Origin of the sequence: Mycetocola manganoxydans (assembly GCF_003667545.1) — a bacterium.
In the GTDB taxonomy this organism is placed as follows: Bacteria; Actinomycetota; Actinomycetes; order Actinomycetales; family Microbacteriaceae; genus Mycetocola_A; species Mycetocola_A manganoxydans.
Genome location: NZ_RCUV01000006.1, coordinates 83,683 through 107,029, shown reverse-complemented (window position 1 = coordinate 107,029; position 23,347 = coordinate 83,683). Strand labels below are relative to the sequence as shown.

Annotated in this window: 31 protein-coding genes; 1 reads left to right on the top strand and 30 read right to left on the bottom strand. The window is 63.5% G+C overall.

All coding sequences use genetic code 11. The annotated features are described in order from the left end of the window. The first annotated feature begins 28 nt into the window (after nt 1-28). Nucleotides 29-1,936: a BglG family transcription antiterminator gene (locus D9V29_RS06070; RefSeq protein WP_121672442.1), complete on the top strand. Its 1,908-nt coding sequence runs from the start codon at nt 29-31 to the stop codon at nt 1,934-1,936. A 149-nt stretch (nt 1,937-2,085) separates the two neighbouring features. Here the strand turns inward: D9V29_RS06070 and D9V29_RS06065 are convergent, their stop codons facing one another. The 30 genes from D9V29_RS06065 to D9V29_RS05920 form a co-directional block, all read right to left on the bottom strand. Further along, nucleotides 2,086-2,958 (bottom strand): aminodeoxychorismate lyase, encoded by an 873-nt coding sequence (locus tag D9V29_RS06065; protein WP_121672441.1) that lies wholly within the window; start codon nt 2,956-2,958, stop codon nt 2,086-2,088. 31 nt (nt 2,959-2,989) lie between these two features. Continuing rightward, a complete protein-coding gene (gene map / locus D9V29_RS06060) occupies nt 2,990-3,817 on the bottom strand; it encodes a type I methionyl aminopeptidase (protein ID WP_229790490.1) in 828 nt (275 codons plus the stop codon). Nucleotides 3,818-3,825: 8 nt separating this feature from the next. Then, nucleotides 3,826-4,410, bottom strand: coding sequence for an adenylate kinase (locus D9V29_RS06055; RefSeq protein ID WP_121672440.1), 585 nt, complete (start codon nt 4,408-4,410; stop codon nt 3,826-3,828). Continuing rightward, nucleotides 4,407-5,729 (bottom strand): preprotein translocase subunit SecY, encoded by a 1,323-nt coding sequence (gene secY, locus D9V29_RS06050; protein ID WP_121672439.1) that lies wholly within the window; start codon nt 5,727-5,729, stop codon nt 4,407-4,409. The genes D9V29_RS06055 and secY overlap by 4 nt, the downstream gene beginning before the upstream one ends. Nucleotides 5,730-5,888: 159 nt before the next feature. Continuing rightward, entirely contained in the window at nt 5,889-6,578 is a 690-nt protein-coding gene (gene rplO / locus D9V29_RS06045; protein WP_121672438.1) for a 50S ribosomal protein L15, read from the bottom strand. Continuing rightward, the gene (rpmD, locus tag D9V29_RS06040; protein ID WP_183084932.1) at nt 6,578-6,760 is read right to left on the bottom strand and encodes a 50S ribosomal protein L30; all 183 of its coding nucleotides are present in this window, start codon (nt 6,758-6,760) and stop codon (nt 6,578-6,580) included. The genes rplO and rpmD overlap by 1 nt, the downstream gene beginning before the upstream one ends. Continuing rightward, nucleotides 6,760-7,482 (bottom strand): 30S ribosomal protein S5, encoded by a 723-nt coding sequence (rpsE, locus tag D9V29_RS06035; RefSeq protein WP_121672437.1) that lies wholly within the window; start codon nt 7,480-7,482, stop codon nt 6,760-6,762. The genes rpmD and rpsE overlap by 1 nt, the downstream gene beginning before the upstream one ends. Further along, nucleotides 7,479-7,838: a 50S ribosomal protein L18 gene (gene rplR, locus D9V29_RS06030; protein WP_121672436.1), complete on the bottom strand. Its 360-nt coding sequence runs from the start codon at nt 7,836-7,838 to the stop codon at nt 7,479-7,481. Before rplR ends, rpsE begins: the two co-directional genes overlap by 4 nt. 2 nt (nt 7,839-7,840) lie before the next feature. Beyond that, entirely contained in the window at nt 7,841-8,377 is a 537-nt protein-coding gene (gene rplF, locus D9V29_RS06025) for a 50S ribosomal protein L6 (RefSeq protein WP_121672435.1), read from the bottom strand. Nucleotides 8,378-8,383: 6 nt separating this feature from the next. Further along, entirely contained in the window at nt 8,384-8,782 is a 399-nt protein-coding gene (rpsH, locus tag D9V29_RS06020) for a 30S ribosomal protein S8 (protein WP_121672434.1), read from the bottom strand. A gap of 296 nt (nt 8,783-9,078) precedes the next feature. Then, nucleotides 9,079-9,660 (bottom strand): 50S ribosomal protein L5, encoded by a 582-nt coding sequence (rplE, locus tag D9V29_RS06015; RefSeq protein WP_121672433.1) that lies wholly within the window; start codon nt 9,658-9,660, stop codon nt 9,079-9,081. Then, nucleotides 9,660-10,019, bottom strand: coding sequence for a 50S ribosomal protein L24 (rplX, locus tag D9V29_RS06010; protein ID WP_121672432.1), 360 nt, complete (start codon nt 10,017-10,019; stop codon nt 9,660-9,662). Before rplX ends, rplE begins: the two co-directional genes overlap by 1 nt. 2 nt (nt 10,020-10,021) lie before the next feature. Continuing rightward, entirely contained in the window at nt 10,022-10,390 is a 369-nt protein-coding gene (rplN, locus tag D9V29_RS06005; protein ID WP_121672431.1) for a 50S ribosomal protein L14, read from the bottom strand. Between the two features lie 33 nt (nt 10,391-10,423). After that, the gene (rpsQ, locus tag D9V29_RS06000; RefSeq protein ID WP_121672430.1) at nt 10,424-10,738 is read right to left on the bottom strand and encodes a 30S ribosomal protein S17; all 315 of its coding nucleotides are present in this window, start codon (nt 10,736-10,738) and stop codon (nt 10,424-10,426) included. Next, nucleotides 10,738-11,061, bottom strand: a complete 324-nt coding sequence (rpmC, locus tag D9V29_RS05995; protein WP_121672429.1) for a 50S ribosomal protein L29 — start codon at nt 11,059-11,061, stop codon at nt 10,738-10,740. The genes rpsQ and rpmC overlap by 1 nt, the downstream gene beginning before the upstream one ends. Continuing rightward, the gene (gene rplP, locus D9V29_RS05990; RefSeq protein WP_121672428.1) at nt 11,061-11,480 is read right to left on the bottom strand and encodes a 50S ribosomal protein L16; all 420 of its coding nucleotides are present in this window, start codon (nt 11,478-11,480) and stop codon (nt 11,061-11,063) included. The genes rpmC and rplP overlap by 1 nt, the downstream gene beginning before the upstream one ends. A gap of 2 nt (nt 11,481-11,482) precedes the next feature. After that, nucleotides 11,483-12,238 (bottom strand): 30S ribosomal protein S3, encoded by a 756-nt coding sequence (gene rpsC, locus D9V29_RS05985; protein ID WP_121672427.1) that lies wholly within the window; start codon nt 12,236-12,238, stop codon nt 11,483-11,485. After that, nucleotides 12,238-12,603: a 50S ribosomal protein L22 gene (gene rplV, locus D9V29_RS05980; RefSeq protein ID WP_121672426.1), complete on the bottom strand. Its 366-nt coding sequence runs from the start codon at nt 12,601-12,603 to the stop codon at nt 12,238-12,240. The genes rpsC and rplV overlap by 1 nt, the downstream gene beginning before the upstream one ends. Nucleotides 12,604-12,628: 25 nt before the next feature. Next, complete coding sequence (rpsS, locus tag D9V29_RS05975) at nt 12,629-12,910, bottom strand: 30S ribosomal protein S19 (RefSeq protein WP_090712282.1); 282 nt, start codon at nt 12,908-12,910, stop codon at nt 12,629-12,631. A gap of 12 nt (nt 12,911-12,922) precedes the next feature. Beyond that, a complete protein-coding gene (gene rplB, locus D9V29_RS05970) occupies nt 12,923-13,762 on the bottom strand; it encodes a 50S ribosomal protein L2 (RefSeq protein WP_090712280.1) in 840 nt (279 codons plus the stop codon). Nucleotides 13,763-13,779: 17 nt separating this feature from the next. Next, the gene (rplW, locus tag D9V29_RS05965) at nt 13,780-14,079 is read right to left on the bottom strand and encodes a 50S ribosomal protein L23 (protein ID WP_121672425.1); all 300 of its coding nucleotides are present in this window, start codon (nt 14,077-14,079) and stop codon (nt 13,780-13,782) included. 2 nt (nt 14,080-14,081) lie between these two features. Then, nucleotides 14,082-14,780 carry a 50S ribosomal protein L4 gene (gene rplD, locus D9V29_RS05960; protein WP_121672424.1) on the bottom strand — a complete coding sequence of 233 codons (699 nt, stop codon included), beginning with the start codon at nt 14,778-14,780 and terminating at the stop codon, nt 14,082-14,084. Between the two features lie 4 nt (nt 14,781-14,784). Then, on the bottom strand, nt 14,785-15,441 hold the full coding sequence (gene rplC, locus D9V29_RS05955) for a 50S ribosomal protein L3 (RefSeq protein WP_121672423.1): 657 nt from the start codon (nt 15,439-15,441) through the stop codon (nt 14,785-14,787). 8 nt (nt 15,442-15,449) lie between these two features. Then, entirely contained in the window at nt 15,450-15,758 is a 309-nt protein-coding gene (rpsJ, locus tag D9V29_RS05950) for a 30S ribosomal protein S10 (protein ID WP_005050520.1), read from the bottom strand. A 700-nt stretch (nt 15,759-16,458) separates the two neighbouring features. Further along, a complete protein-coding gene (gene tuf / locus D9V29_RS05945) occupies nt 16,459-17,652 on the bottom strand; it encodes an elongation factor Tu (protein ID WP_121672422.1) in 1,194 nt (397 codons plus the stop codon). A gap of 143 nt (nt 17,653-17,795) precedes the next feature. Then, nucleotides 17,796-19,910 (bottom strand): elongation factor G, encoded by a 2,115-nt coding sequence (gene fusA, locus D9V29_RS05940; RefSeq protein WP_121672421.1) that lies wholly within the window; start codon nt 19,908-19,910, stop codon nt 17,796-17,798. A 90-nt stretch (nt 19,911-20,000) separates the two neighbouring features. Next, a complete protein-coding gene (gene rpsG, locus D9V29_RS05935; protein ID WP_121672420.1) occupies nt 20,001-20,471 on the bottom strand; it encodes a 30S ribosomal protein S7 in 471 nt (156 codons plus the stop codon). Continuing rightward, nucleotides 20,471-20,845, bottom strand: a complete 375-nt coding sequence (gene rpsL, locus D9V29_RS05930; RefSeq protein WP_090712265.1) for a 30S ribosomal protein S12 — start codon at nt 20,843-20,845, stop codon at nt 20,471-20,473. The genes rpsG and rpsL overlap by 1 nt, the downstream gene beginning before the upstream one ends. 264 nt (nt 20,846-21,109) lie before the next feature. After that, nucleotides 21,110-22,588: a hypothetical protein gene (locus D9V29_RS05925; RefSeq protein WP_121672419.1), complete on the bottom strand. Its 1,479-nt coding sequence runs from the start codon at nt 22,586-22,588 to the stop codon at nt 21,110-21,112. A 102-nt stretch (nt 22,589-22,690) separates the two neighbouring features. Continuing rightward, entirely contained in the window at nt 22,691-23,329 is a 639-nt protein-coding gene (locus D9V29_RS05920; RefSeq protein ID WP_121672418.1) for a spermidine/putrescine ABC transporter substrate-binding protein, read from the bottom strand. Between the last annotated feature and the right edge of the window lie 18 nt (nt 23,330-23,347).

The window sequence follows — 23,347 nt, the reverse complement described above, 5'->3', positions numbered from 1 at the left end:
AGCGCCGGCGACAGAAGGAGAGCGCACCATGACCCGCGATCGACAGGACAGGATCCTCGCCTATCTCGCGCGCGCCGGTACCTGGGTGACCGCGGGTGAACTCGCCGACGTCCTCGGGGTGACGCCGCGCAGCATCCGCAGTTATGTCACAGCCATCAAGGCTCGCGCCGCAGGCCAGAGCGTCGTCGAGGCGGGGCCGAACGGTTATCGCGTCGATGCGGATGCGTACGCCGCCTTCCGCTCGGCGGCCGTCGTCGATGTGACGGAGACACCGAGGGACCGGTTGTACGGGATCGTGCGGCGGCTGGTCGACAGCCCGGACGGACTCGACGTCTTCGATCTTGCCGACAGCCTGCACGTGTCGGAATCGACGGTGGAGTCGGACCTCGCCCGGGTGCGCCTGCTGCTCTCCGAAGCCGAACTGTCCCTCACGAGACGGGGCGGGACGGTCGCGCTTGCCGGAACGGAACTCGCCAGGAGGCGCCTGCTGTCGCGGATGTTCCGCGAGGAGACCGAGCGCGGAATGATCGAGCTCGAGGCGATCCAGCGCGAGTTCTCGTTCCAGAGCCTCAGCGAATTCAAGACCGCGCTCATCGACATGCTCACCGAACGCAACTACTCGCTCAACGACTACGGGATCGATAACGTCCTCCTGCACATCGCGATCGCCGTCGACAGGGTGTCGAAGGACCGCCATGTGCCCGAGAGCGACACCGGTGCAGGGGAACCGGCCGACGGCATCCCCTCCGACCTGTCCGCGCTCATCGCCCACCACTTCGACACGGTCCTCGGCGCCGCGGACATCGACTACCTCGCCTACCTGCTCACCACGCGTGCGGTGATGCGGGCGCCGGATGCCACCGACCCCGGCTACCTCAACCGGGCCGACCTCGACGTCGTGCGGAGCATCGTGCAGAACGCGGGCGAGGAGTACCTCGTCGACCTCTCCGATGAGGACTTCATCACCCGGCTCACCCTGCACGTGCAGAACCTGCTTCGTCGTGCGCACGAGCACTCCTACTCCAGGAACCCGATGGCCAGGTCGATCAAGACGTCGTATCCGATGATCTACGAGCTCGCCGTCTACATCGCCAGCAGGTTGCAGCAGCACGGGGCCGTCGAGATCAACGACGACGAGATCGCATACATCGCGATGCACGTCGGCGCACACCTCCAGCAACAGCAGTCCCGCTCGGATGAAGTTCTGCGCTGTGTGCTGGTGTGCCCGAACTACTACGACATGCACCTGCTGCTGCGCGACCGGGTGACGCTCATGCTCGGTGACGCGATCGAGGTGGTGCGGGTGGTGACGCGCTCTGATGTGTCGTGGGCCGGCCTCGACGCCGACATCGTGCTGACCACGATCGAGCCGCCGGTGCCCGACGAGAAGGTTCTCGTCATTCAGCCGTTCTTCACCCAGGGTGACGCTGACCGGGTGCGGCAGGCGGTCAGCAGGATCCGGCGGGTGCACCGGCGGGCGCTGATCAAGGACGAGGTGCTGAAGTACTTCGACGCGTCGCTGTTCCTCCGGAACGAGGGGGCGTCGAGCGAGGCCGCGATGATCCGGCGTCTCGGCGACCTCATGGTCGCGCGGGGCATCATCGACGAGGACTACGTCGACGGGGCGATCGAGCGTGAACGGATGTCATCGACCGCGTTCACCGATTCCCTTGCTGTCCCCCACGCGATGGAGATGACGGCGCGCAGCACCTCGATCGCGATCGCCGTGAACGAGTCGAGCATGCCATGGGGTGAGAACCGGGTGAACGTCGTCGCGCTCATCGCCTTCAGCGCGAGTGAGCGGGCGAACTTCCAGCGGGTGTTCGACCAGTTCGTCGAGGTGTTCTCCGAACGGGAGGACGTGCAGCGGATCGTGAGGCGCTCGACCGACTTCACGGCGTTCATCGACGAACTCGTGCACACGATGGATTCCTGACCCGAGGGTTCGTCTCGCGCGCGAACGGATGCCGCGGCATCCGTCAACCGCTCCCGCCCGGGCGATACTGGTCACAGGGCGCGGCGATTTTCAACCGAAACCGACCGAGCAACGCCGGTGTCCAGCCGAAACCGGCCGAGCAACACGCGTCACCCGAGCAGTGCGGCGTTCATGCGGGCGGTGAGCTCGGGGTCTGTCGCGACATCCGTGCCGTCGACGGCGGTGATCGGGGCGGCCAGGCGCACACTGGAGACGAGCCACGCGGCATCCGATCGCAGCAGTTCCCGCGTGTCGATCCGCCGCGACTCACACGTGAAGCCCTCGGCGGTCAGAACGTCGAACAGGTCGGCCTGGGTCGTCCCCGCGAGGATGCCGTGCTGGATCGCGGGCGTCACGATCCTGTCGCCCTGCCGGAGCAGGAGCGACGACGTCGGCCCTTCGAGCGCGAAACCGTCGGTCGATACGAAGACGGCGTCATCAGCGCCCCGGCGTTTCGCCTCGCGGAGTGCCGCCATGTTGACCGCGTACGACAGGGTTTTCGCGCCAACGAGCAACCACGGGGCGTGCTCTCCCACGTCATTCGCGTATCCACGACTGAGGGTGACGACACGGATGCCGGTGGTCCGCTCGGGGAAGTCCCCGTCGACGATCGAGCCGGTGACCCAGCAGGTCGGCGTTCCTCCGTTCCCCCGGGTGAGCACGAGCCGGATGGACGCCTGGCCCGTGCGAGGAAGCTCGCCGAGAACCCGCTCGATCGCTGCCCGCCACTGCGGAAGATTCGGCTGGGGCAGGTCGAGTTTCGTTGCGGATGCCGCGAAGCGGTCGAGGTGCGCATCGATGCCGCGCGCGCGACCGTCGTTCACCCCGAGCGTCTCGAAGATCCCGTCGCCGCGGCCGGCGCCCGCATCGAACGCAGACAGGATGGGGTCGGATGCCCCCGCGAACCGGAAGGATTCCGCGAGAGCGTCACCGACGGCATCCGCGGGAATCGGGTCGAGAAGGAGCACCACAGGCGTCGTCATGGGAACGACACTAGCGCGGACGACAGTCCGATCAGGCCAACGGCGTGGGTGTGACGCCGAACGGGGCGAGGCCTTTCGCTCCGCCGTCTTCTGCCGTCAGGACCCAGATGCCGTCCTTGTGAACGGCGACGCTGTGCTCCCAGTGCGCTGACGCGAGCCCGTCATCGGTCGCGACGGTCCAGTCGTCGTCCTTGGTGTGGGTGTCGATGCTGCCGAGGACGACCATCGGCTCGATCGCCACGACGAGCCCCGGCTTCACTTCCGGTCCCTTCGGACGCACCCGGTAGTTGAACACCGGAGGCGCTTCGTGCATCGACCGGCCGATCCCGTGCCCGACATAGTCGGTCAGGATGCCGTAGTCGCCGTGCTTCTCGACGTACCCCTGCACCGCATCGCCGACCTCGTTGAGGTACCTGGCCGTGGCGAGCCGCGCGATTCCGGCCCAGAGCGACCCCTCGGTCACATCCGAGAGCTTCTGGCGTTCGGCGACCAGTTCCGGCCGCGCCGGGTCAGGCAGAACCACGCTGAACGCGGCATCCCCGTTCCAGCCTCCGATGATCGCTCCGCTGTCGATGGAGACGAGGTCCCCTGGTTCGAGGGGCCGGTCATTCGGGATGCCGTGCACGACGTCCTCGTTCACGGACGCGCAGACGGTGTGGGAGTATCCGGGCTCGAGCTTGAAGTTCGGCTGCCCGCCGAGGGCGACGATCGCTGCCTCAGCAGCGGCATCGACCTGCAGCGTCGTCGCGCCGACCAGAAGGGTCTGCCTCGCGGCAGCGAGAGAGGCGGCTGTTGCCAGCCCGGGCTCGATCATCAGACGCATCTGAGCCGGAGTTTTGTAGATGGATTTGCGGAGCATTACCGAACTCAGAAGGCGATGCTGACATCGGCGAGAGCGGCGCGGACGCGCTCGCTGACCTCGTCGACCGATCCGAGGCCGTCGACTTCCACGACGATTCCACGAGCCTTGTACGCGGCGATGACCGGTTCGGTCTGCTCGTGGTACACGTCCTGGCGGTGCCGGATGACGGCTTCGGTGTCGTCCGCGCGGCCCTGCTCTTCGGCACGCTTGAGCAGTCGGGTGACGACCTCGTCCGGGTCGGCGACGAGCTGCACGACGGCGTTGAGTTCGGATCCGGTCTCGGCGAGGATGCTGTCGAGCTCGGTGACCTGGTCACGGGTGCGCGGGTAGCCGTCGAGGAGGAATCCATCGATGGCGTCCGGCTGGTGCAGCCGGTCGCGCACGATCGCGTTGGTGAGCGAATCCGGCACATAACCGCCGGACGACACGATCTCCTGGACTTTGAGGCCCAGTTCCGTGCCTTCCTTGATGTTGGCACGGAAGATGTCGCCGGTGGAGATGGCGGGGACTCCGAGAGCGTCCGCGAGGACGGCTGCCTGGGTTCCCTTGCCCGCACCAGGCGGTCCGACGATCAGAAGACGTGCGCTCATCGCAGGAGCCCTTCGTAGTGGCGCTGCTGGAGTTGCGCGTCGATTTGCTTGACGGTCTCGAGTCCGACACCGACGATGATCAGGATGCTCGCGCCGCCGAACGGGAAGTTCTGGTTCGCGCCGACGAGGGCGAGAGCGATCAGCGGGATGAGCGCGACACAGCCGAGGTACAGCGCGCCGGCGAGGGTGATGCGGGTGAGCACGTAGTCGAGGTACTCGGCGGTCGGGCGACCCGCGCGGATGCCGGGGATGAAGCCGCCGTACTTCTTCATGTTGTCGGCCACTTCTTCAGGGTTGAAGGTGATCGCAACGTAGAAGTAGGTGAACCCGACGTTGAGCAGGAAGTACAGCGCCATGTACAGCGGGTGGTCACCGCTCGTGAGGTACGTGGTGATCCAGGTGACCCAGGCTGCCGGCTCCTCGCCAGCGGCCGGTGTGTTGAACTGCGCGATCAGGGCGGGCAGGTACAGCAGCGACGACGCGAAGATCACCGGGATGACGCCGGCCATGTTGACCTTGATCGGGATGTACGTGTTGTTGCCGCCGAACGTCCGGCGTCCAACCATTCGTTTCGCGTACTGCACCGGGATGCGGCGCTGCGACTGCTCGACGAAGACGACGGCCATCATGATGAGCAGGCCGACGCCGAGCACGAGCAGGAAGGTCTCGAAGCCCTTCGACTGCGCGATCGCGACGAGCGAACCGGGGAAGGTCGCGGCGATCGAGGTGAAGATGAGCAGCGACATTCCGTTGCCAATGCCGCGTTCGGTGATCATCTCACCGAACCACATGATGAGCCCGGTTCCTGCTGTCATCGTGATGACCATGAGCAGGACGGCGTACCAGGTGTCGTTCGTCAGCAACTGGCTGCACTCGGCGCTCGTGTTGGTACCGAAGAGGGCGCCGCTTCGCGCCACGGTGATGAGAGTCGTTGACTGCAGGATGCCGAGGAAGATGGTCAGGTAACGCGTGTACTGCGTCAGCTTGCTCTGACCCGCCTGCCCTTCCTTGTGCAGCGTTTCGAAGTGAGGGATGACCACACGCAGCAACTGCGTGATGATCGAGGCCGTGATGTACGGCATGATGCCCAGCGCGAAGATCGACAGCTGGAGCAGTGCGCCACCTGAGAACAGGTTGACGAGTTCATAGAGGCCCGACGTGCCCTGGTTCTGCTCGAGGCAGGCCTGGACGTTGCCGAAGTCGACGAAAGGGGCCGGCACGAACGAGCCGAGCCGGTACAGGGCCATGATGCCCAGGGTGAACCCGATCTTCCGGCGAAGGTCTGGCGTGCGGAAAATCCGCGCAACGGCGCTAAACAAAAAAGGCCTCCTGTTTTCGAGCCGGTTGATGCGGCTCTTGGTGCCGGTCAATGGCCCTGTCGTCAAACAGGCCCGGCAATCGAATCTACTCGATTACCGGGCCTGTCGAACAATCGGCGACCATTCGCTTTCGCGAGGGACAGACCGGCGTCTGTGAAATTACTTGACAGAACCGCCGGCAGCAACGATCTTCTCGGCAGCTGATCCGGAGATCTTGTCAACCGAGATGTTCAGCTTGACGTCGATGTCGCCGTTTCCGAGGACCTTGACCTTCTCGTTCTTGCGAACGGCGCCCTTGGCCACGAGGTCGGAGACGGTGACGTCACCGCCCTTCGGGTAGAGCTCAGCGAGACGCTCGAGGTTGACAACCTGGTACTCGACGCGGAACGGGTTCTTGAACCCGCGCAGCTTCGGAGCACGCATGTGGAGGGGAAGCTGTCCGCCCTGGAAGCCGGGGCGAACCGTGTTCCGAGCCTTCGTTCCCTTGGTACCACGGCCGGCAGTCTTACCCTTGGATCCCTCACCACGACCCACACGGATGCGGGACTTCTTCGCACCCTCAGCGGGGCGGAGGTGGTGGACCTTGAGCACCTGGGCGCGGGGCGCTTCGGCTTCAGCCTTCTTCTTGGCAGGAGCCTTCGCGGCGGCCTTCGGGGCGTCAGCCGCGACGGTCTCAGCCTTGGCGGAGTCCTTCTTGGCGGGAGCCTTCTTGGCAGGAGCCTTGTCGGCGGCGGCCTTGGCCGGAGCCTTCTTGGCAGGAGCCTTGTCGGCCGCAGCCTTCGCAGGCGCCTTCTTCGCGGGAGCCTTCTTGGCGGTCTCCTCGGTGACGTCCTTCTTGTCGTCAGCCATTAGTCGATCTCCTCAACCTTTACGAGGTGAGCAACAGTATTGACGTAGCCACGGTTCTGGGCGTTGTCCTCGCGGACAACCACAGCACCGATGCGACGCAATCCCAGGCTGCGCAACGTGTCGCGCTGGTTCTGCTTCTCACTAATTTTGGACTTGGTCTGCGTGATCTTCAGCTGAGCCATCAGGCACCTACCTTTGCGGAAGCCGCGGCAGCAGCAGCGGCCTGAGCCTCGACCTGCAGCAGCTTGGCAGGAGCGATTTCCGAGTACTCCTTGCCACGGCGAGCGGCAACGGCGCGGGGCTCTTCGAGCATCTTCAGCGCCGTAACGGTGGCGTGAACGATGTTGATCGTGTTCGAGGAACCGAGCGACTTGCTCAGAACATCGTGGATGCCGGCGCACTCGAGTACGGCGCGGACAGGCCCACCGGCGATAACTCCGGTACCTGCAGCGGCCGGACGCAGGAGGACAACTCCGGCTGCGGCTTCACCCTGCACGGGGTGCGGGATGCTGGAGCCGACGCGGGGAACGCGGAAGAAGTTCTTCTTCGCCTCTTCGACGCCCTTGGAGATGGCCAGGGGAACTTCGCGTGCCTTGCCGTAGCCGACGCCAACGAGACCGTTTCCGTCACCGACGACGACGAGAGCGGTGAAGCTGAAGCGACGACCACCCTTGACGACCTTGGAGACGCGGTTGATGGTGACGACCCGCTCGAGGAACTGGTTCTTGTCGGCGTCGCGGCTGTTACGCTCGCGGCCCTGGTTACGCTCGCCACGTCCTCCGCGGCTGCCACGGTCGCCACGGGCGTCAACGCGCCCGGAGCTCTCGGTGCCTGCAGCGGTCTCAACCGGCTTTTCGACTGGCTGGTCCGCGGTAGCGGCCTCAACCTTGCTTGCTTCACTCACAGGTTCAACCCACCCTCTCGAGCACCTTCGGCGATTGCCGCAACGCGACCCGCGTAACGGTTTCCACCTCGGTCAAAAACGACTTCTTCGATACCGGCGCTCTTTGCACGTTCTGCAACGAGCTCGCCGACCTTCCTGGCTTTGGCGGTCTTGTCGCCGTCAAAGGTACGGAGGTCAGCTTCGAGGGTGGATGCCGATGCGAGGGTGAAACCCTTGCTGTCGTCAACGACCTGGACGAATACGTGACGAGCCGAACGGGTCACGACGAGACGGGGGCGAACCGCGGTCCCCTCGATCTTCTTACGGAGGCGCGCGTGACGACGGTCACGGGCAGCCGACTTGGACTTTACGGCCATGGTTACTTACCAGCCTTTCCGGCCTTGCGGCGAACGATCTCGCCGGCGTAACGCACACCCTTGCCCTTGTAGGGCTCAGGCTTGCGAATCTTACGGATGTTGGCAGCAGCTTCGCCGACGGCCTGCTTGTCGATCCCGGACACCGTGAGCTTGTTGTTGCCTTCTACGGTGAGCGTGATGCCAGCGGGCGGCTCGATCAGGACCGGGTGGGAGAAACCGAGGGCGAACTCAACGGAGCTGCCCTTCTGTGCCACTCGGTAACCGGTGCCGACAACTTCAAGGCCCTTGGTGTAGCCCTGTGTGACGCCGATGATCTGGTTGCTGATGAGAGTACGGGTGAGCCCGTGCAGGGAGCGTGATTCGCGCTCGTCGTCGGGGCGGGTAACCAGAACCTGGCCATCCTCCACAGCGACCTCGATGGGCTTGGCGACGGAGAGCGTCAGCTCACCCTTCGGGCCCTTGACGGTGACGACGGAGCTGTCAACCGCAACGGTGACCCCTGCAGGGATCTCAATGGGGAGTCTTCCAATTCGCGACATTTGTGGCTACCACACGTAGGCGAGGACTTCCCCACCCACGCCCTTCTTCTCAGCCTGGCGGTCAGTGAGCAGACCGGAGGAGGTGGACAGGATGGCGACGCCGAGGCCACCGAGAACCTGAGGGATCTCCGTCGACTTTGCGTAGACACGGAGGCCGGGCTTCGAAACACGCTTGATGCCCACGATGGAGCGCTCACGGTTCGGTCCGAACTTGAGGTTCAGCGTCAGGGTCTGGCCGACGCGGGCGTCTGCAACTTCCCAGCCGGAGATGTAGCCCTCAGAAGTGAGGATGTCGGCGATGTGCGACTTGAGCTTCGAGTGCGGCATCGACACGGTTTCGTGGTGTGCCGAGTTCGCGTTGCGCAGTCTGGTCAGCATGTCTGCGACCGGATCTGTCATTGTCATATGTGATGTCCTTCATTTCACCAGGTTTCGTTCACCCGTTACACGAATGACGACCTGTGGTGGTTAGGGGTGAAGCGGATGCTCCGCCCCCCTGATCTCGACGCCGCGATGCGCCGGCCGATCGATTTCGCGGGGAAATCGGTCGACCGGCGCCGCTGGCGATCGAGTTCTTCAGTTGTGTTGCGGCACGAGACCGGCTGCAAGCAACCGACCCAATATACCGTTACTTTGCTGAGTCTTTAACCGGTGCCCCGGCGCTGGCGCATGGCGCCACCGCCGGGGGATCGGAATCTTTGCTACTTGTCGGCCGACTGGAACGGGAAACCGAGCGCCTTGAGCAGCGCACGACCCTGGTCGTCGGACTTCGCGGTCGTGACGACCGTGATGTCCATACCGCGAACACGGTCGATCTTGTCCTGGTCGATTTCGTGGAACATCGACTGCTCGGTGAGACCGAAGGTGTAGTTGCCGGAGCCGTCGAACTGCTTCGGGCTCAGGCCGCGGAAGTCGCGGATACGAGGGAGCGCGAGGCTCAGCAGCCGGTCGAGGAACTCCCACATGCGGTCTCCACGAAGCGTGACGTGGGTTCCAATGGGCTGTCCTTCACGCAGCTTGAACTGCGCGATCGACTTGCGTGCCTTCGTGATCTGTGGCTTCTGACCGGTGATCTTGGTCAGGTCGGCGACGGCGCCATCGATGATCTTGCCGTCGCGTGCTGCCTCGCCGACACCCATGTTCACAACGATCTTGGTGAGCGTCGGAATCTGGTGCACGTTGGTCAGACCGAGTTCCTTGAGCAGCTGCTCCTGGATCTCTGCCTTGTACTTCTCTTTGAGGCGGGGCTGGATTTTGCCAGCCACCACTGCCGTGTCAGTCATTAGAGGTCCTTACCTGACTTCTTGGCGTAACGAACGCGGACCGTCTTGGTGACGCCGTTCTTCGTTACTTGCTCGTTGCGGTGACCGACGCGAGTCGGCTTCTTGGTCTCGGGGTCAACGAGTGCGACGTTCGAGATGTGAATCGGAGCTTCGTGGGTCTCCACGCCGCCCGTCTTCGTCCCGCGCTGGGTCTGACCCTGGCGCACGTGCTTCGTGACGTAGTTGACGCCCTCGACGATGACGCGGTTCTTCTCGACCAGAACCTCGATGACCTTGCCCTGCTTGCCGCGTGAACCGCCGCGAGCCTGGGTCGGGCCAGAGATGACCTGGACGAGGTCGCCCTTTTTGATCTTCGCCATGACTAAATAACCTCCGGTGCCAGCGAGACGATCTTCATGAACTTCTTGTCGCGGAGCTCGCGACCGACCGGTCCGAAGATACGGGTACCGCGGGGGTCGCCGTCGTTCTTCAAAATCACTGCTGCGTTCTCATCGAACTTGATGTAGGAGCCATCCGGACGACGGACTTCCTTCTTGGTACGAACGATGACGGCCTTGACGACGTCACCCTTCTTGACGTTCCCACCGGGGATCGCGTCCTTGACGGTGGCGACGATCGTGTCGCCGAGGCCGGCGTAACGACGGCCAGATCCACCGAGAACACGGATGGTGAGAAGTTCCTTGGCGCCGCTGTTGTCGGCGACCTTGACCCTGGATTCCTGCTGAAGCATTACTTACTCCTTATGACAAGCAAGCCGCGAGGCTTACTTGGCCTTCTCGAGGATCTCGACCAGGCGCCAGCGCTTGGTGGCGCTGAGCGGACGGGTCTCGCTGATCAGAACGAGGTCACCGATGCCGGCGGCGTTGAGCTCGTCGTGCACCTTCCTCTTGGAGGTGCGGCGGATGACCTTGCCGTAAAGCGGGTGCTTTACGCGGTCTTCGACCTCGACGACGATGGTCTTGTCCATGCGGTCGCTGAGGACATAGCCACGTGCGGTCTTGCGGTAGCCACGAACAACGGCCTCGGCCTCTACTGCGGCGACCTCGGGTGCTGCGCCTTTAGCGTCAGACTTAGCCATTACTTGGCCTCCTCAGTCTCGGTTTCGGGTGCTGCGTCAGCCGCAGCATCCTTCTTCTTGGATTTCTTCGCAGCCTTGACGGGCACCTCTGCGGCGACCGGGGTTGCCCGGATGCCGAGCTCGCGCTCACGGATGATCGTGTAGATACGAGAGATGTCGCGCTTCACGGCACGCAGGCGGCCGTGGGTCTCGAGCTGGCCGGTAGCAGCCTGGAAGCGCAGGTTGAACAGCTCTTCCTTGGCCTTGCGCAGCTCGTCGACAAGACGTTCGTCTTCAAATGTGTCGAGCTCAACGGGAGTGAGCTCCTTGGAACCGATCGCCATTATGCGTCGCCCTCCTCGCGCTTGATGATGCGTGCCTTGAGAGGCAGCTTGTGGATTGCACGGGTCAGTGCTTCGCGGGCAAGCGTCTCAGAGACGCCGGCAACCTCGAACAGCACACGGCCGGGCTTGACGTTCGCGACCCACCACTCGGGCGAACCCTTACCGGAACCCATGCGAGTTTCAGCGGGCTTCTTGGTGAGCGGACGGTCGGGGTAGATGTTGATCCACACCTTTCCACCACGCTTGATGTGACGCGTCATGGCAATACGAGCGGACTCGATCTGACGGTTGGTCACGTAAGCGGGTGTGAGGGCCTGGATACCGAACTCGCCGAAGCTGACAACGGTTCCACCGGTGGCCTGGCCAGTGCGGTGGGGACGGTGCTGCTTGCGGTGCTTGACTCGACGTGGAATAAGCATGGTTACGCGCTTGCCCCTTCTGCGACGGGAGCCTCGGCGCGCGGTGCACGACGCGGACGGTCGCTACGCTCGGGGCGGCTCGACTTGGCGTTTGCCTGCTCGCGGGCGAGCTCCTTGTTGGTGATGTCACCCTTGTAGATCCAGACCTTCACGCCGATGCGGCCGAAGGTGGTCTTTGCCTCGTAGAAGCCGTAGTCGATGTTCGCGCGCAGGGTGTGCAGTGGCACACGACCTTCGCGGTAGAACTCCGAACGGCTCATCTCGGCGCCGCCGAGGCGGCCGGAGACCTGGATGCGGACACCCTTGACTGTTGAGGTGCGCTGAGCGCCCTGCAGACCCTTACGCATCGCGCGGCGGAAGGCCACACGTGCTGCGAGCTGCTCGGCGATGCCCTGCGCGACCAGCTGGGCGTCAGCCTCGGGGTTCTTGACCTCGAGGATGTTCAGCTGGATCTGCTTGCCTGTGAGCTTCTCGAGGTCGGTGCGAATACGCTCCGCCTCGGCGCCGCGGCGACCGATCACAATGCCCGGACGGGCGGTGTGGATGTCGACGCGAACGCGGTCACGGGTGCGCTCGATCTCGATGCGTGACACACCGGCGCGGTCAAGCGACTTGCCAAGCAGTCGACGGATCTTGACGTCTTCAGCAACGTAGTCGCTGTAACGCTGGCCCGGCTTGGTGCTGTCGGCAAACCAACGCGACACGTGGTCGGTGGTGATGCCGAGGCGGAAGCCGTACGGGTTTACTTTCTGACCCATTACTTCGTACCCTCCTCAGGAGTGGCGAGCACAACAGTGATGTGGCTGGTGCGCTTCAGAATCTGGAATGCGCGGCCCTGGGCACGCGGCTGGAAACGCTTGAGGGTTGCACCCTCGTCGACGTATGCCTTGGCGATGTACAGGTCCTGCTCGTCCAGGAACTGGTTGTCCTTGTCTGCCTTGACGCGAGCGTTCGCGATAGCAGAGGCAACCAGCTTGTAGACGGGCTCTGACGCGCCCTGCGGCGCGAACTTCAGAATGGCCAGGGCCTCAGCGGCCTGCTTGCCGCGGATCATGTTGACGACGCGGCGGGCCTTCATGGGGGTGACGCGGATGTGACGCAGACGTGCGACTGACTCCACCATTTCTCTCCTCCTTTTCGCCACCGCGTTAGCGGCGACGACCCTTCTTGTCGTCCTTCACGTGTCCACGGAAGGTGCGGGTGGGTGCAAACTCGCCGAGCTTGTGCCCGACCATGGTCTCGGTGACGAACACCGGGATGTGCTTGCGACCGTCGTGCACCGCGATGGTGTGTCCGAGCATTGCCGGGACGATCATCGAACGGCGCGACCAGGTCTTGATGACGTTCTTGCTCTTGGCCTCGTTCGCGCGAACCACCTTGCGGAGCAGGTGGTCATCAACGAAGGGGCCCTTCTTAAGACTGCGTGGCATCTTCTACAACTCCTACTTACGCTTCTTGGTGGCGGTACGGCGACGAACGATGAGCTTGTCGCTTTCCTTGTTCGGGTGGCGAGTGCGGCCTTCTTTCTGGCCCCACGGGCTGACCGGGTGGCGTCCACCGGAGGTCTTGCCCTCACCACCACCGTGTGGGTGGTCGACCGGGTTCATGGCGACACCGCGGACGGTCGGGCGAACGCCCTTCCAGCGCTTGCGGCCGGCCTTTCCCCAGTTGATGTTCGACTGCTCGGCGTTGCCGACCTCGCCGATCGTGGCGCGGCAGCGTGCATCGACGTTGCGGATTTCACCAGACGGCAGGCGGAGCTGCGCGTAGATGCCGTCCTTGGCGACGAGACGAACCGATGCGCCAGCTGAGCGAGCCATCTTGGCGCCTCCACCCGGACGCAATTCGATTGCGTGGATGACGGTACCCGTCGGGATGTTCTTCAGCGGCAGGTTGTTGCCCGGCTTGATGTCCGCGCCTGCACCCGACTCGACAACGTCGCCCTGCGAGAGCTTGTTGGGAGCGAGGATGTAACGCTTGGTGCCGTCAACGAAGTGCAGGAGCGCGATGCGTGCCGTGCGGTTGGGGTCGTACTCGATGTGAGCGACGCGGGCGTTGACGCCGTCCTTGTCATTGCGACGGAAGTCGATGACACGGTACTGGCGCTTGTGGCCACCACCGATGTGACGGGTCGTGATGCGGCCCTGGTTGTTACGGCCACCGGTCTTCGAGAGGGGACGCAGAAGCGACTTCTCGGGGGTCGAACGCGTGATTTCAGCGAAATCAGCGACGCTCGATCCACGGCGACCAGGGGTCGTGGGCTTGTACTTACGAATAGCCATAGTTTTTCCTTACGCTCCTAGCCGACAGCCGTGAAGATGTCGATGGAACCGGATTTGAGCGTCACAATGGCGCGCTTGGTGTCCTTGCGCTTGCCGATGCCGAACTTGGTACGACGGGTCTTGCCGGTGCGGTTCAGTGTGTTGACCGATGCAACCTCGACCTTGAAGATCTTCTCGATAGCGAGCTTGATCTCGGTCTTGTTCGCACGGGGGTCAACGACGAAGGTGTACTTTCCCTCGTCGATCAAGCCGTAGCTCTTCTCTGAAACGACCGGCGAAATGATGACGTCGCGCGGGTCCTTGTTGATGTTGGTCATGGCTAGGCCTCCTCAGTGACGTCAGCGGACGAAGCGACAGCCGTAACCGACTTGCCCTTGGCGGGGCCGGCGACGAAAGCGTCGAAAGCTGCCTTGGTGAAGACGATGTCGTCTGCCACGAGCACGTCGTAGGCGTTCAGCTGGTCATGGTTGATGACGTGAACGGTTGGGATGTTGCGAACCGCCTTGTAGCTCTCGACGTCGGCGCGCTCGAGAACGACGAGGACGTGCGGAGAGGTTGCGATCGTCGCCAGGTAGTCGACGGCGGCCTTGGTGACGCGCTCTTCAGCGATCACGAGGGTTTCGACGACGTGGATCCGCTCGCCGCGGGCCCGGTCGGAAAGAGCTCCGCGCAGGGCGGCAGCAATCATCTTCTTGGGGGTGCGCTGCGAGTAGTCACGCGGCTGCGGTCCGTGGACGATGCCACCACCGGTCATCTGAGGTGCGCGGATCGAGCCCTGACGGGCGCGGCCGGTTCCCTTCTGCTTGAACGGCTTGCGGCCTGCACCGGAAACTTCGCCACGACGCTTGGTCTTGTGGGTTCCCTGGCGTGCCGCAGCGAGCTGCGCGACAACGACCTGGTGGATCAGCGGAACGTTGGTCTGAACGTCGAACAACTCGGCGGGCAGTTCGACAGTGCCGGACTTCTTGCCCTTCGTGTCGAGAACGTCGAGCGTTGCGGTGCTAGTTGCGTTGGCCATCTAACTACGCTCCCTTCACTGCGTTACGGACGAAAACGATGCGGCCACGAGCGCCGGGAACGGCACCCTTGACGAGCAGCAGGCCCTTTTCGGCGTCAACCGAGTGGACGTGCAGGTTCAGCACGGTGACGCGCTCTCCACCCATGCGACCGGCCATGCGCATGCCCTTGAAGACACGGCTCGGGGTCGACGAAGCACCGATTGAACCGGGCTTGCGGTGGTTGCGGTGGGCACCGTGAGATGCGGAAACACCCTTGAAGTTGTGGCGCTTCATCACACCGGCGAAGCCCTTACCCTTGCTGGTTCCGACGACGTCGACCTTCTGGCCGGCTTCGAACGTTCCATCAACGGTGAGCTCCTGGCCGGCCGTGTAGTCGCCGGCGTCAGCGGTGCGAACCTCGGTGAGGTGACGGCGAGGCGTGACGCCCGCCTTGTCGAAGTGTCCGGCGTCAGGCTTGTTCACCTTGCGCGGGTCGATCTGGCCGTAGGCGATCTGAACCGCGTTGTAGCCGTCGACCTCGGGCGTACGGACCTGGGTCACGACGTTCGGGGTGATTTCGATTACGGTCACGGGCACGAGGTTGTTGTTCTCGTCCCAGACCTGAGTCATGCCAAGCTTCTTGCCGAGCAGACCCTTGCTGGTCTTGTTCTGCGTAGACATGCGTTCCCTTAGAGCTTGATCTCGATGTTGACGTCTGCCGGCAGGTCGAGTCGCATGAGCGAGTCGACGGCCTTGGGCGTCGGGTCAATGATGTCGATCAGACGCTTGTGGGTGCGCATTTCGAAGTGCTCCCGGCTGTCCTTGTACTTGTGGGGAGAACGGATGACACACACCACGTTCTTCTCCGTCGGAAGCGGCACCGGGCCGACAACCGTGGCACCCGCGCGGGTTACCGTGTCGACGATCTTCCGCGCCGAGGTGTCAATGACCTCGTGGTCATATGACTTAAGTCGAATGCGGATCTTTTGTCCCGCCATTTGTGACTCGCTCTCTGTCTTGCGTCTTACGAATTCCTTCGCATTGGACGCGCTTCTTAGCGTTGAGAACAACGCTGGGCACTACTTGCTGTCGCACCACTGTTTTACTGTCAAGTCTTTGTCGCGCTCCCCCACAGACCGTCCCGCACACACAGGGATACCCTGCGTGTGCGGCTTTCGCCAGTGTTGGGGATTGTCGACCAAGTCGATGTTCTGCTACCCGCGGCCTAGGTTTACTTGCTCGATATCGAACGTGACCTATGCACTGCCTGGCAGTGATTCCCGCGTGGCACGGTGGCGCGCACGAGAAATGTTGAACTAGATGAGTCTGACAGATAGAACGGCATAGTGCAACCCGGGCGTGTCGCGACCCTGGCCCCTGCCAGCGGCCAGCCCGCCTCTAAGAAAAAACGGGCCCGGCCGAAGAGGCCGGACCCGTTTTTCTTCACTGCTTGGCTCTGCCTGGGCGTCCACAGCGCGCCGTCTGGACTTTCCCCCAGCCGGCGGCCCCTGAGGGGGTGGGGCCGCCGGTGGTCGTGACCGAGGGGGTGTGTCACGGCTGATTCCACCCTGCCAGAACTGAGGATCCTTCACATCATTTTGTCGGTGGTCTCGCTCCCCCAGTTCGGGGAGGCGACGCGGGCGCGAAAAAGGGCCCGGCCTTTCGGCCGGGCCCTCTGACGGAGCTACAGGTTCAGAATTACTTGAGAACCTTGGTGACGGTGCCTGCACCGACGGTGCGGCCACCCTCACGAATCGCGTAGCCGAGGCCCTCTTCCATGGCGATGGGCTGAATCAGCTCAACGGTCATTTCGGTGGTGTCGCCAGGCATGACCATCTCGGTGCCCTCGGGCAGCGTGATGACGCCGGTGACGTCCGTGGTGCGGAAGTAGAACTGCGGGCGGTAGTTCGCGTAGAACGGGTTGTGACGCCCACCCTCGTCCTTGGACAGGATGTAGGCCGTGCCCTCGAAGTTGGTGTGAGGGGTAACGGAACCCGGCTTGACGACGACCTGGCCGCGCTCAACGTCTTCACGCTTGGTGCCGCGGAGCAGGAGACCACAGTTCTCGCCGGCCCATGCCTCGTCGAGCTGCTTGTGGAACATCTCGATACCCGTGACGATGGTCTTCTGCGTCGGGCGGATGCCGACGATCTCGACCTCGGAGTTGATCGGAAGGGTTCCACGCTCGGCGCGACCGGTGACGACGGTTCCACGACCGGTGATCGTGAAGACGTCCTCGATCGGCATAAGGAACGGCTTGTCCTTGTCGCGAACCGGGTCCGGGATGCTGTCGTCAGCGGCCTGGATGAGCTCCAGAACCGAGTTGACCCACTTCTCGTCGCCCTCGAGCGCCTTGAGGCCGGAGACACGAACGACAGGAGCGTCGTCGCCGTCGAAGCCCTGGCTGGACAGAAGTTCGCGAACCTCGAGCTCAACGAGCTCAAGGATCTCTTCGTCTTCGACCATGTCGGACTTGTTGAGCGCGACCATGAGGTACGGAACGCCAACCTGCTTCGCGAGCAGAACGTGCTCGCGAGTCTGGGCCATCGGGCCGTCGGTAGCTGCAACCACGAGGATTGCGCCGTCCATCTGGGCGGCACCGGTGATCATGTTCTTGATGTAGTCGGCGTGGCCGGGTGCATCGACGTGAGCGTAGTGACGGTTGGGCGTCTCGTACTCGACGTGGGAGATGTTGATCGTGATGCCGCGCTGGCGCTCTTCCGGTGCCGAGTCGATCGTTGCGAAGTCACGCTGGACGTTCGTCGCCGAGGGGTACTTGTCAGCAAGCACCTTCGAGATGGCGGCGGTAAGCGTGGTCTTGCCGTGGTCGACGTGACCGATGGTACCGATGTTTACGTGCGGCTTGGTCCGCTCGAACTTGGCCTTAGCCACTATGGTCCTCCTCAGGACTGATGTAGCGAAACCGGGCACTGGTTTGCAACCGGACTGCTACGGGGATTTGTGTGTTTATGTTACTAGGTTGCGGCGAGGGATTGCACAGGAGAGGCTCCCGGCCCTCCCCCGCCACAGGGCGATTACTCGCCCTTGCTCTTCTGGATGATTTCCTCGGCTACTGCCTTCGGAACCTCCGCATAGCTTTCGAATGTCATCGAGTACACGGCGCGGCCCGAGGTCTTGCTCCTCAGGTCACCGATGTAACCGAACATCTCCGACAGCGGGACCTTCGCGGCAATCACCTTGACGCCGGAAGCATCCTCCATCGACTGGATCTGTCCGCGGCGAGAGTTGATGTCGCCGATGACGTCGCCCATGTACTCCTCGGGAGTACGCACTTCGACGGCCATGAGCGGCTCGAGAAGAACCGGGTCGGCCTTGCGTGCGGCTTCCTTGAAGCCCATCGATCCAGCGATCTTGAACGCCATTTCAGACGAGTCAACATCGTGGGCTGCACCATCGAGCAGGATCGCCTTCACACCGACAAGCGGGTAACCGGCGAGGATTCCGACCTGGAGTGCGTCCTGGAATCCGGCATCGATGGAGGGGATGTACTCACGAGGGATGCGGCCACCCGTGACCTTGTTGTCGAACTCGTAGGTCTTCTCCGACGAGATCTCCAGCGGCTCGAGGCCGAACTGGATCTTCGCGAACTGTCCCGATCCACCCGTCTGCTTCTTGTGGGTGTAGTCGTGCTTGACGACGGCCCGACGGATGGTCTCGCGGTAGGCGACCTGGGGCTTGCCCACGTTCGCCTCAACCTTGAATTCGCGCTTCATGCGGTCGACGAGGATGTCGAGGTGCAGCTCGCCCATACCGTGGATGACGGTCTGGCCGGTCTCCTGGTTCTGCTCGACGCGGAACGTCGGGTCCTCTTCGGCAAGCTTCTGGATCGCTGTTCCCAGCTTCTCCTGGTCCTGCTTCGTCTTCGGCTCGATTGCGACCGAGATGACGGGCTCGGGGAACGTCATCGATTCGAGGACGACCGGCTCGTTCGGGTCGCAGAGGGTGTCACCGGTTGTGGTGTCCTTGAGGCCGATGACCGCGTAGATGTGTCCGGCGGTGACGAAGTCGACCGGGTTCTCCTTGTTGGCCTGCATCTGGAAGATCTTCCCGATGCGCTCTTTCTTGCCCTTGGTGGAGTTGATGATCTGCGCACCTGAGTCGAGACGGCCCGAGTACACGCGAATGTACGTCAGTCGCCCGAAGAACGGGTGAACGGCAACCTTGAACGCGAGAGCAGCAAACGGCTCATCCGCGTCCGGGTGGCGCAGGATGACCTTCTCCTCGTCGCGCGGGTCGTGGGCCTCGGTGGCCGGCACGTCGAGCGGGTTGGGGAGGTAGTCGATGACTGCGTCGAGCATCGGCTGGACGCCGCGGTTCTTGAACGCCGAGCCACAGAGGACCGGGTAGATCTCGCTGTTGACGGTGAGCTTGCGGATCGCGGCCTTGATCTCGGCGACGGTCAGGTCTTCACCGCTGAAGTACTTCTCCATCAGTGCGTCATCGGTCTCGGCGACGGTCTCGAGAAGAAGCTTGCGGTACTCTGCAGCCTTCTCGACGAGGTCGGCCGGGATCTCTTCGATGTCGTACTTGGCGCCCATCTGGACGTCACCCTTCGAGTCGCCGCGCCACGTGAGCGCGCGCATCTCGACGAGGTCGACGACGCCCTCGAACTCGCTCTCAGCACCGATGGGGAGCTGGATCACGAGTGGCTTGGCGCCGAGGCGCTTGATGATGGTGTCGACGGTGAAGTAGAAGTCTGCGCCGAGCTTGTCCATCTTGTTGACGAAGCAGATGCGCGGAACGTCGTACTTGTCGGCCTGGCGCCAGACGGTCTCGGACTGGGGCTCAACGCCCTCCTTGCCGTCGAACACTGCGACAGCGCCGTCGAGGACGCGGAGCGAACGCTCCACCTCGACGGTGAAGTCGACGTGACCGGGGGTGTCGATGATGTTGATCTGGTTTTTGTTCCAGAAACAGGTGACTGCTGCAGAGGTGATCGTGATGCCACGCTCCTGCTCCTGCTCCATCCAGTCGGTGGTGGCACCGCCGTCGTGGGTTTCACCGATCTTGTGGTTGACGCCCGTGTAGAACAGGATGCGCTCAGTCGTGGTGGTCTTACCGGCATCGATGTGCGCCATGATGCCGATGTTGCGGACCTTGTTCAGGTCGGTGAGCACGTCAAGTGCCACGGGTTCCTCCAGGAAGTTGAGTGTGGATTGGTCGAACAGGCGGAGCGGATGCTCCGAAGCTGAACTGCGCTCCGGAGCATCCGTTCGCGGCTACCAGCGGTAGTGAGCGAAGGCCTTGTTCGACTCGGCCATCTTGTGGGTGTCCTCGCGGCGCTTGACCGCGGCACCGAGACCGTTTGATGCATCGAGGATCTCGTTGGTGAGACGCTCGGTCATCGTCTTCTCGCGGCGACCCTTGGCGTAGCTGGTGAGCCAGCGAAGCGCGAGGGTGTTGGCGCGGTGAGGCTTGACTTCGACGGGCACCTGGTAGGTGGAGCCACCGACGCGGCGCGAACGGACCTCGAGGGTCGGGCGCACGTTGTCGAGGGCTTTCTTCAGGGTGACGACGGCGTCCTGGCCGTTCTTGGCTGCGACGCCTTCGAGTGCGTTGTAGACAATGCGCTCGGCGAGGCCCTTCTTGCCGTCAACGAGGATCTTGTTGACGAGCTGGCTGACGATCGGTGCGCCGTAGACGGGGTCTGCGACGACGGGGCGCTTTGGTGCTGGTCCCTTACGAGGCATTACTTCTTCTCCATCTTGGCGCCGTAGCGGCTGCGGGCCTGCTTGCGGTTCTTCACGGCCTGCGTGTCGAGCGCGCCGCGGATGATCTTGTAGCGGACACCCGGGAGGTCCTTCACTCGTCCACCACGGACGAGGACCATCGAGTGCTCCTGCAGGTTGTGGCCTTCACCGGGAATGTAGGCGGTGACCTCGGTGCCGTTGGAGAGCTTCACACGAGCGACCTTGCGCATCGCCGAGTTCGGCTTCTTCGGGGTGGTGGTGTACACACGGGTGCATACGCCACGCTGCTGGGGGTTGGCCTTCAGGGCGGGGGCCTTGGTCTTGACGACCTTCGGCGTGCGTCCCTTACGGACCAACTGCTGAATAGTTGGCACTACTTCTCCTTGTTTTTGCTGCACGGTGACAGCTGCAATGTGTTGCTAGCATTCGCGCGAGGCGAGTTCATCTGGACCCACCGGCAGCGCAGAAGAGCGCTGCTGAAAATGATGGGTATGCCGTGGGGGCCGGCGCATGAGCTATCCGGCCCGGTGTGGTGACGTTCTCAAGCCCCTCGACGCACCCGAAGGCTCGCGTTCGAAGCGTGACAAAGCACACACCTCATGAATTCTATCCGCTGGGTAGATCGCGGTCAAATGACATCAGACGGCGGGAACGAAGATCGCCCCGTTGTCCGAGAAGCCTTCGACCACTCCTGCGATGTCGAAGGGCAGCTCACCGCTGGTGGTGGTGCCCGCGCCCTCAGCGGATGCTGTCGCCTTGGCGGTTCCGTCCGAATCGCTCGTGACCGACCAGCCGCCTGCGCTGTACTCACCGACCGTGAACGTCGGCTTCGTGACCGTCCACACGATGTTCGAGAGCTTGTAGTTCCGCGGGTTCGTCGCGAAGAAGGGGCAGTCCTTCGGGGCGAGCTCCTTGGACGCGATGCACGCGTCGAGCCAGGTGTTCACGGCATCCGTTGCTGCCGTTGTCCCGGCTTCGGTGAGCGCCACCGTGAGCGGTTCGGCCTCGACGGTGTCTGCGGTGAACCCGACGACGGAGGCGCTGGCGGGTTCGGCCTCGAAGAACTCGGCGTCTCCACCGAGTGCGACTGAGTATGTGCCGGGAAGCGCGCGAAGCTCGGCTGCGCCCTCACTCAGCGCTGAGGTGGCGTCAAGACCGGCGACCTCGAGAACCGAATCCTCGGGAGCGGCGATGCTTACAGCGACGGTGGCGATGGGTGGCGCGTCGAGCTCCCAGACATCGAACAGCACGGCATCCTTACCCGTTCTGGTGAGGGTGAACTCGGTGTCGTACTTCTCGCCGCCCTGGGTGATCGAGGCTTCGATCGTCGCCGTCTCATCCGAGACGCTCGACTCACCGATGGTGTAGCGGGTGATCTTGTCTTCGGCGTTCTTGTACGCCTCGTTGGTGAGCAACAGGTCGGTCTTCTCGACCGTGACCTTCGCGAGCTTCAACGCACCCTCGGCGTCACCTTTCTTCAGAGCGTCGAGGTAGGCCGCCACAGGAAGATGCGGGGCATGCGCGGCGTTGCCGAGGTTGATGCCGACGATGCCACCGACGATGAGGAGCAGAAGGACGACCCCGCCGGCGATCCAGGGCGCTTTGCTGCGCTTCTTCTTCGGCGGAGTCGGGCCGAGAGGGGGCTGACCACCCATGGGTGGGTATGCCTCTGTCTGCGCCGAGCTTCCCGCGGGATATGCGGCTGTCGGCTGCGCGGACGGCGGATATGCGGCTGTCGGCTGCGCCTGGCTGTACGGGTTCTGCGGCTGGGGCGCCTGCTGGTTCTGCCCGTACGCGCCCTGCGACTGCTGGCCCTGGTTGTACGGATTCGGCGCCACCGGCGGCTGTTCGCCCGTCGGGTGCTCGCCGGATGCGTTCTGGGCGTATGGGTTCGGCGCACCCTGCGTGTAGGGGTTCGGTGGGGTCTGGGGGTATGGCTGCTGCTGCGTGTACGGATTCTCCTGCTCCGGGGCGGCCTGCGGCTGGGAGTACGGGTTCTGAGGAGGCTGCTGCGCCGGTGGCACCTGCGAGAACGGGTTCGGGGGTACCGGCGGTGGGGTGACCGGGGGTTCTCCCCACTGGCCGTTGTGCTGCTGGCCGTCGTTCTCGTTCGTCATGCGGTCCCCCGTTGTTGATGTGCAGGCTGTAGCCATACCCTAGCGACCCGGACGAGCCTCACCATAGGGGCAGAACTACCCACAGACGACAGATGCCGCATGTTACCAGGACGGCGGCGAGTCCAGTTCGAGGGTCAGGTCGGCAAGCAGGGCTTCGATTTGCGGCTCGACGTAGAGGGCGACGGCTGCCTGGATGCGCTCCCGATGCGTCTCCACGGAGATGCACACGAGTTTGCCCGCGTGGATCGCACACTCGTCAGCGAGCCGGATCTCGGTTCGGAGCGCCGCCTTTTCGTCTTCGGTGAGCGGGACGGGCAGTTCTTCGTCGTCGGCTGGTTCGTCACCGGCGAGTCCGGCGAGGGTGAAGAGGTACGGTTCTCCCGGCACGGGCTCGGGGTCGACCGGCAGACCGTCGAATTCGGGGTCGAGTCCTCGTTCGGGGCGGTATTGGCGGGCACGCCGCAGGTCAGCCTCGTGGAGTTCGCGCTGCAGGAGAGGGAGGTTCCGCTGGGTGTAGTCGTCGACGATGTCGTCGACGATTGCTTTGATCCGGGTGGAGAGTCCGTGCTGAACGGCGTGTGGAACATCGTGGTCGAGCCCGACGGCGGCCATGATGGGCGAGCCGAAGCAGCGCCGGCAGAGCCTCGTCCTGCCCCGGTGGGTGGAGGGTTGCCAGCGTGGCAGCCAGCGCAGCCACGCGTCGACTGCCTGGCTCACTCGGGTATCGAGCGACCGGTCCATGACTCTGAGAGTACTCGC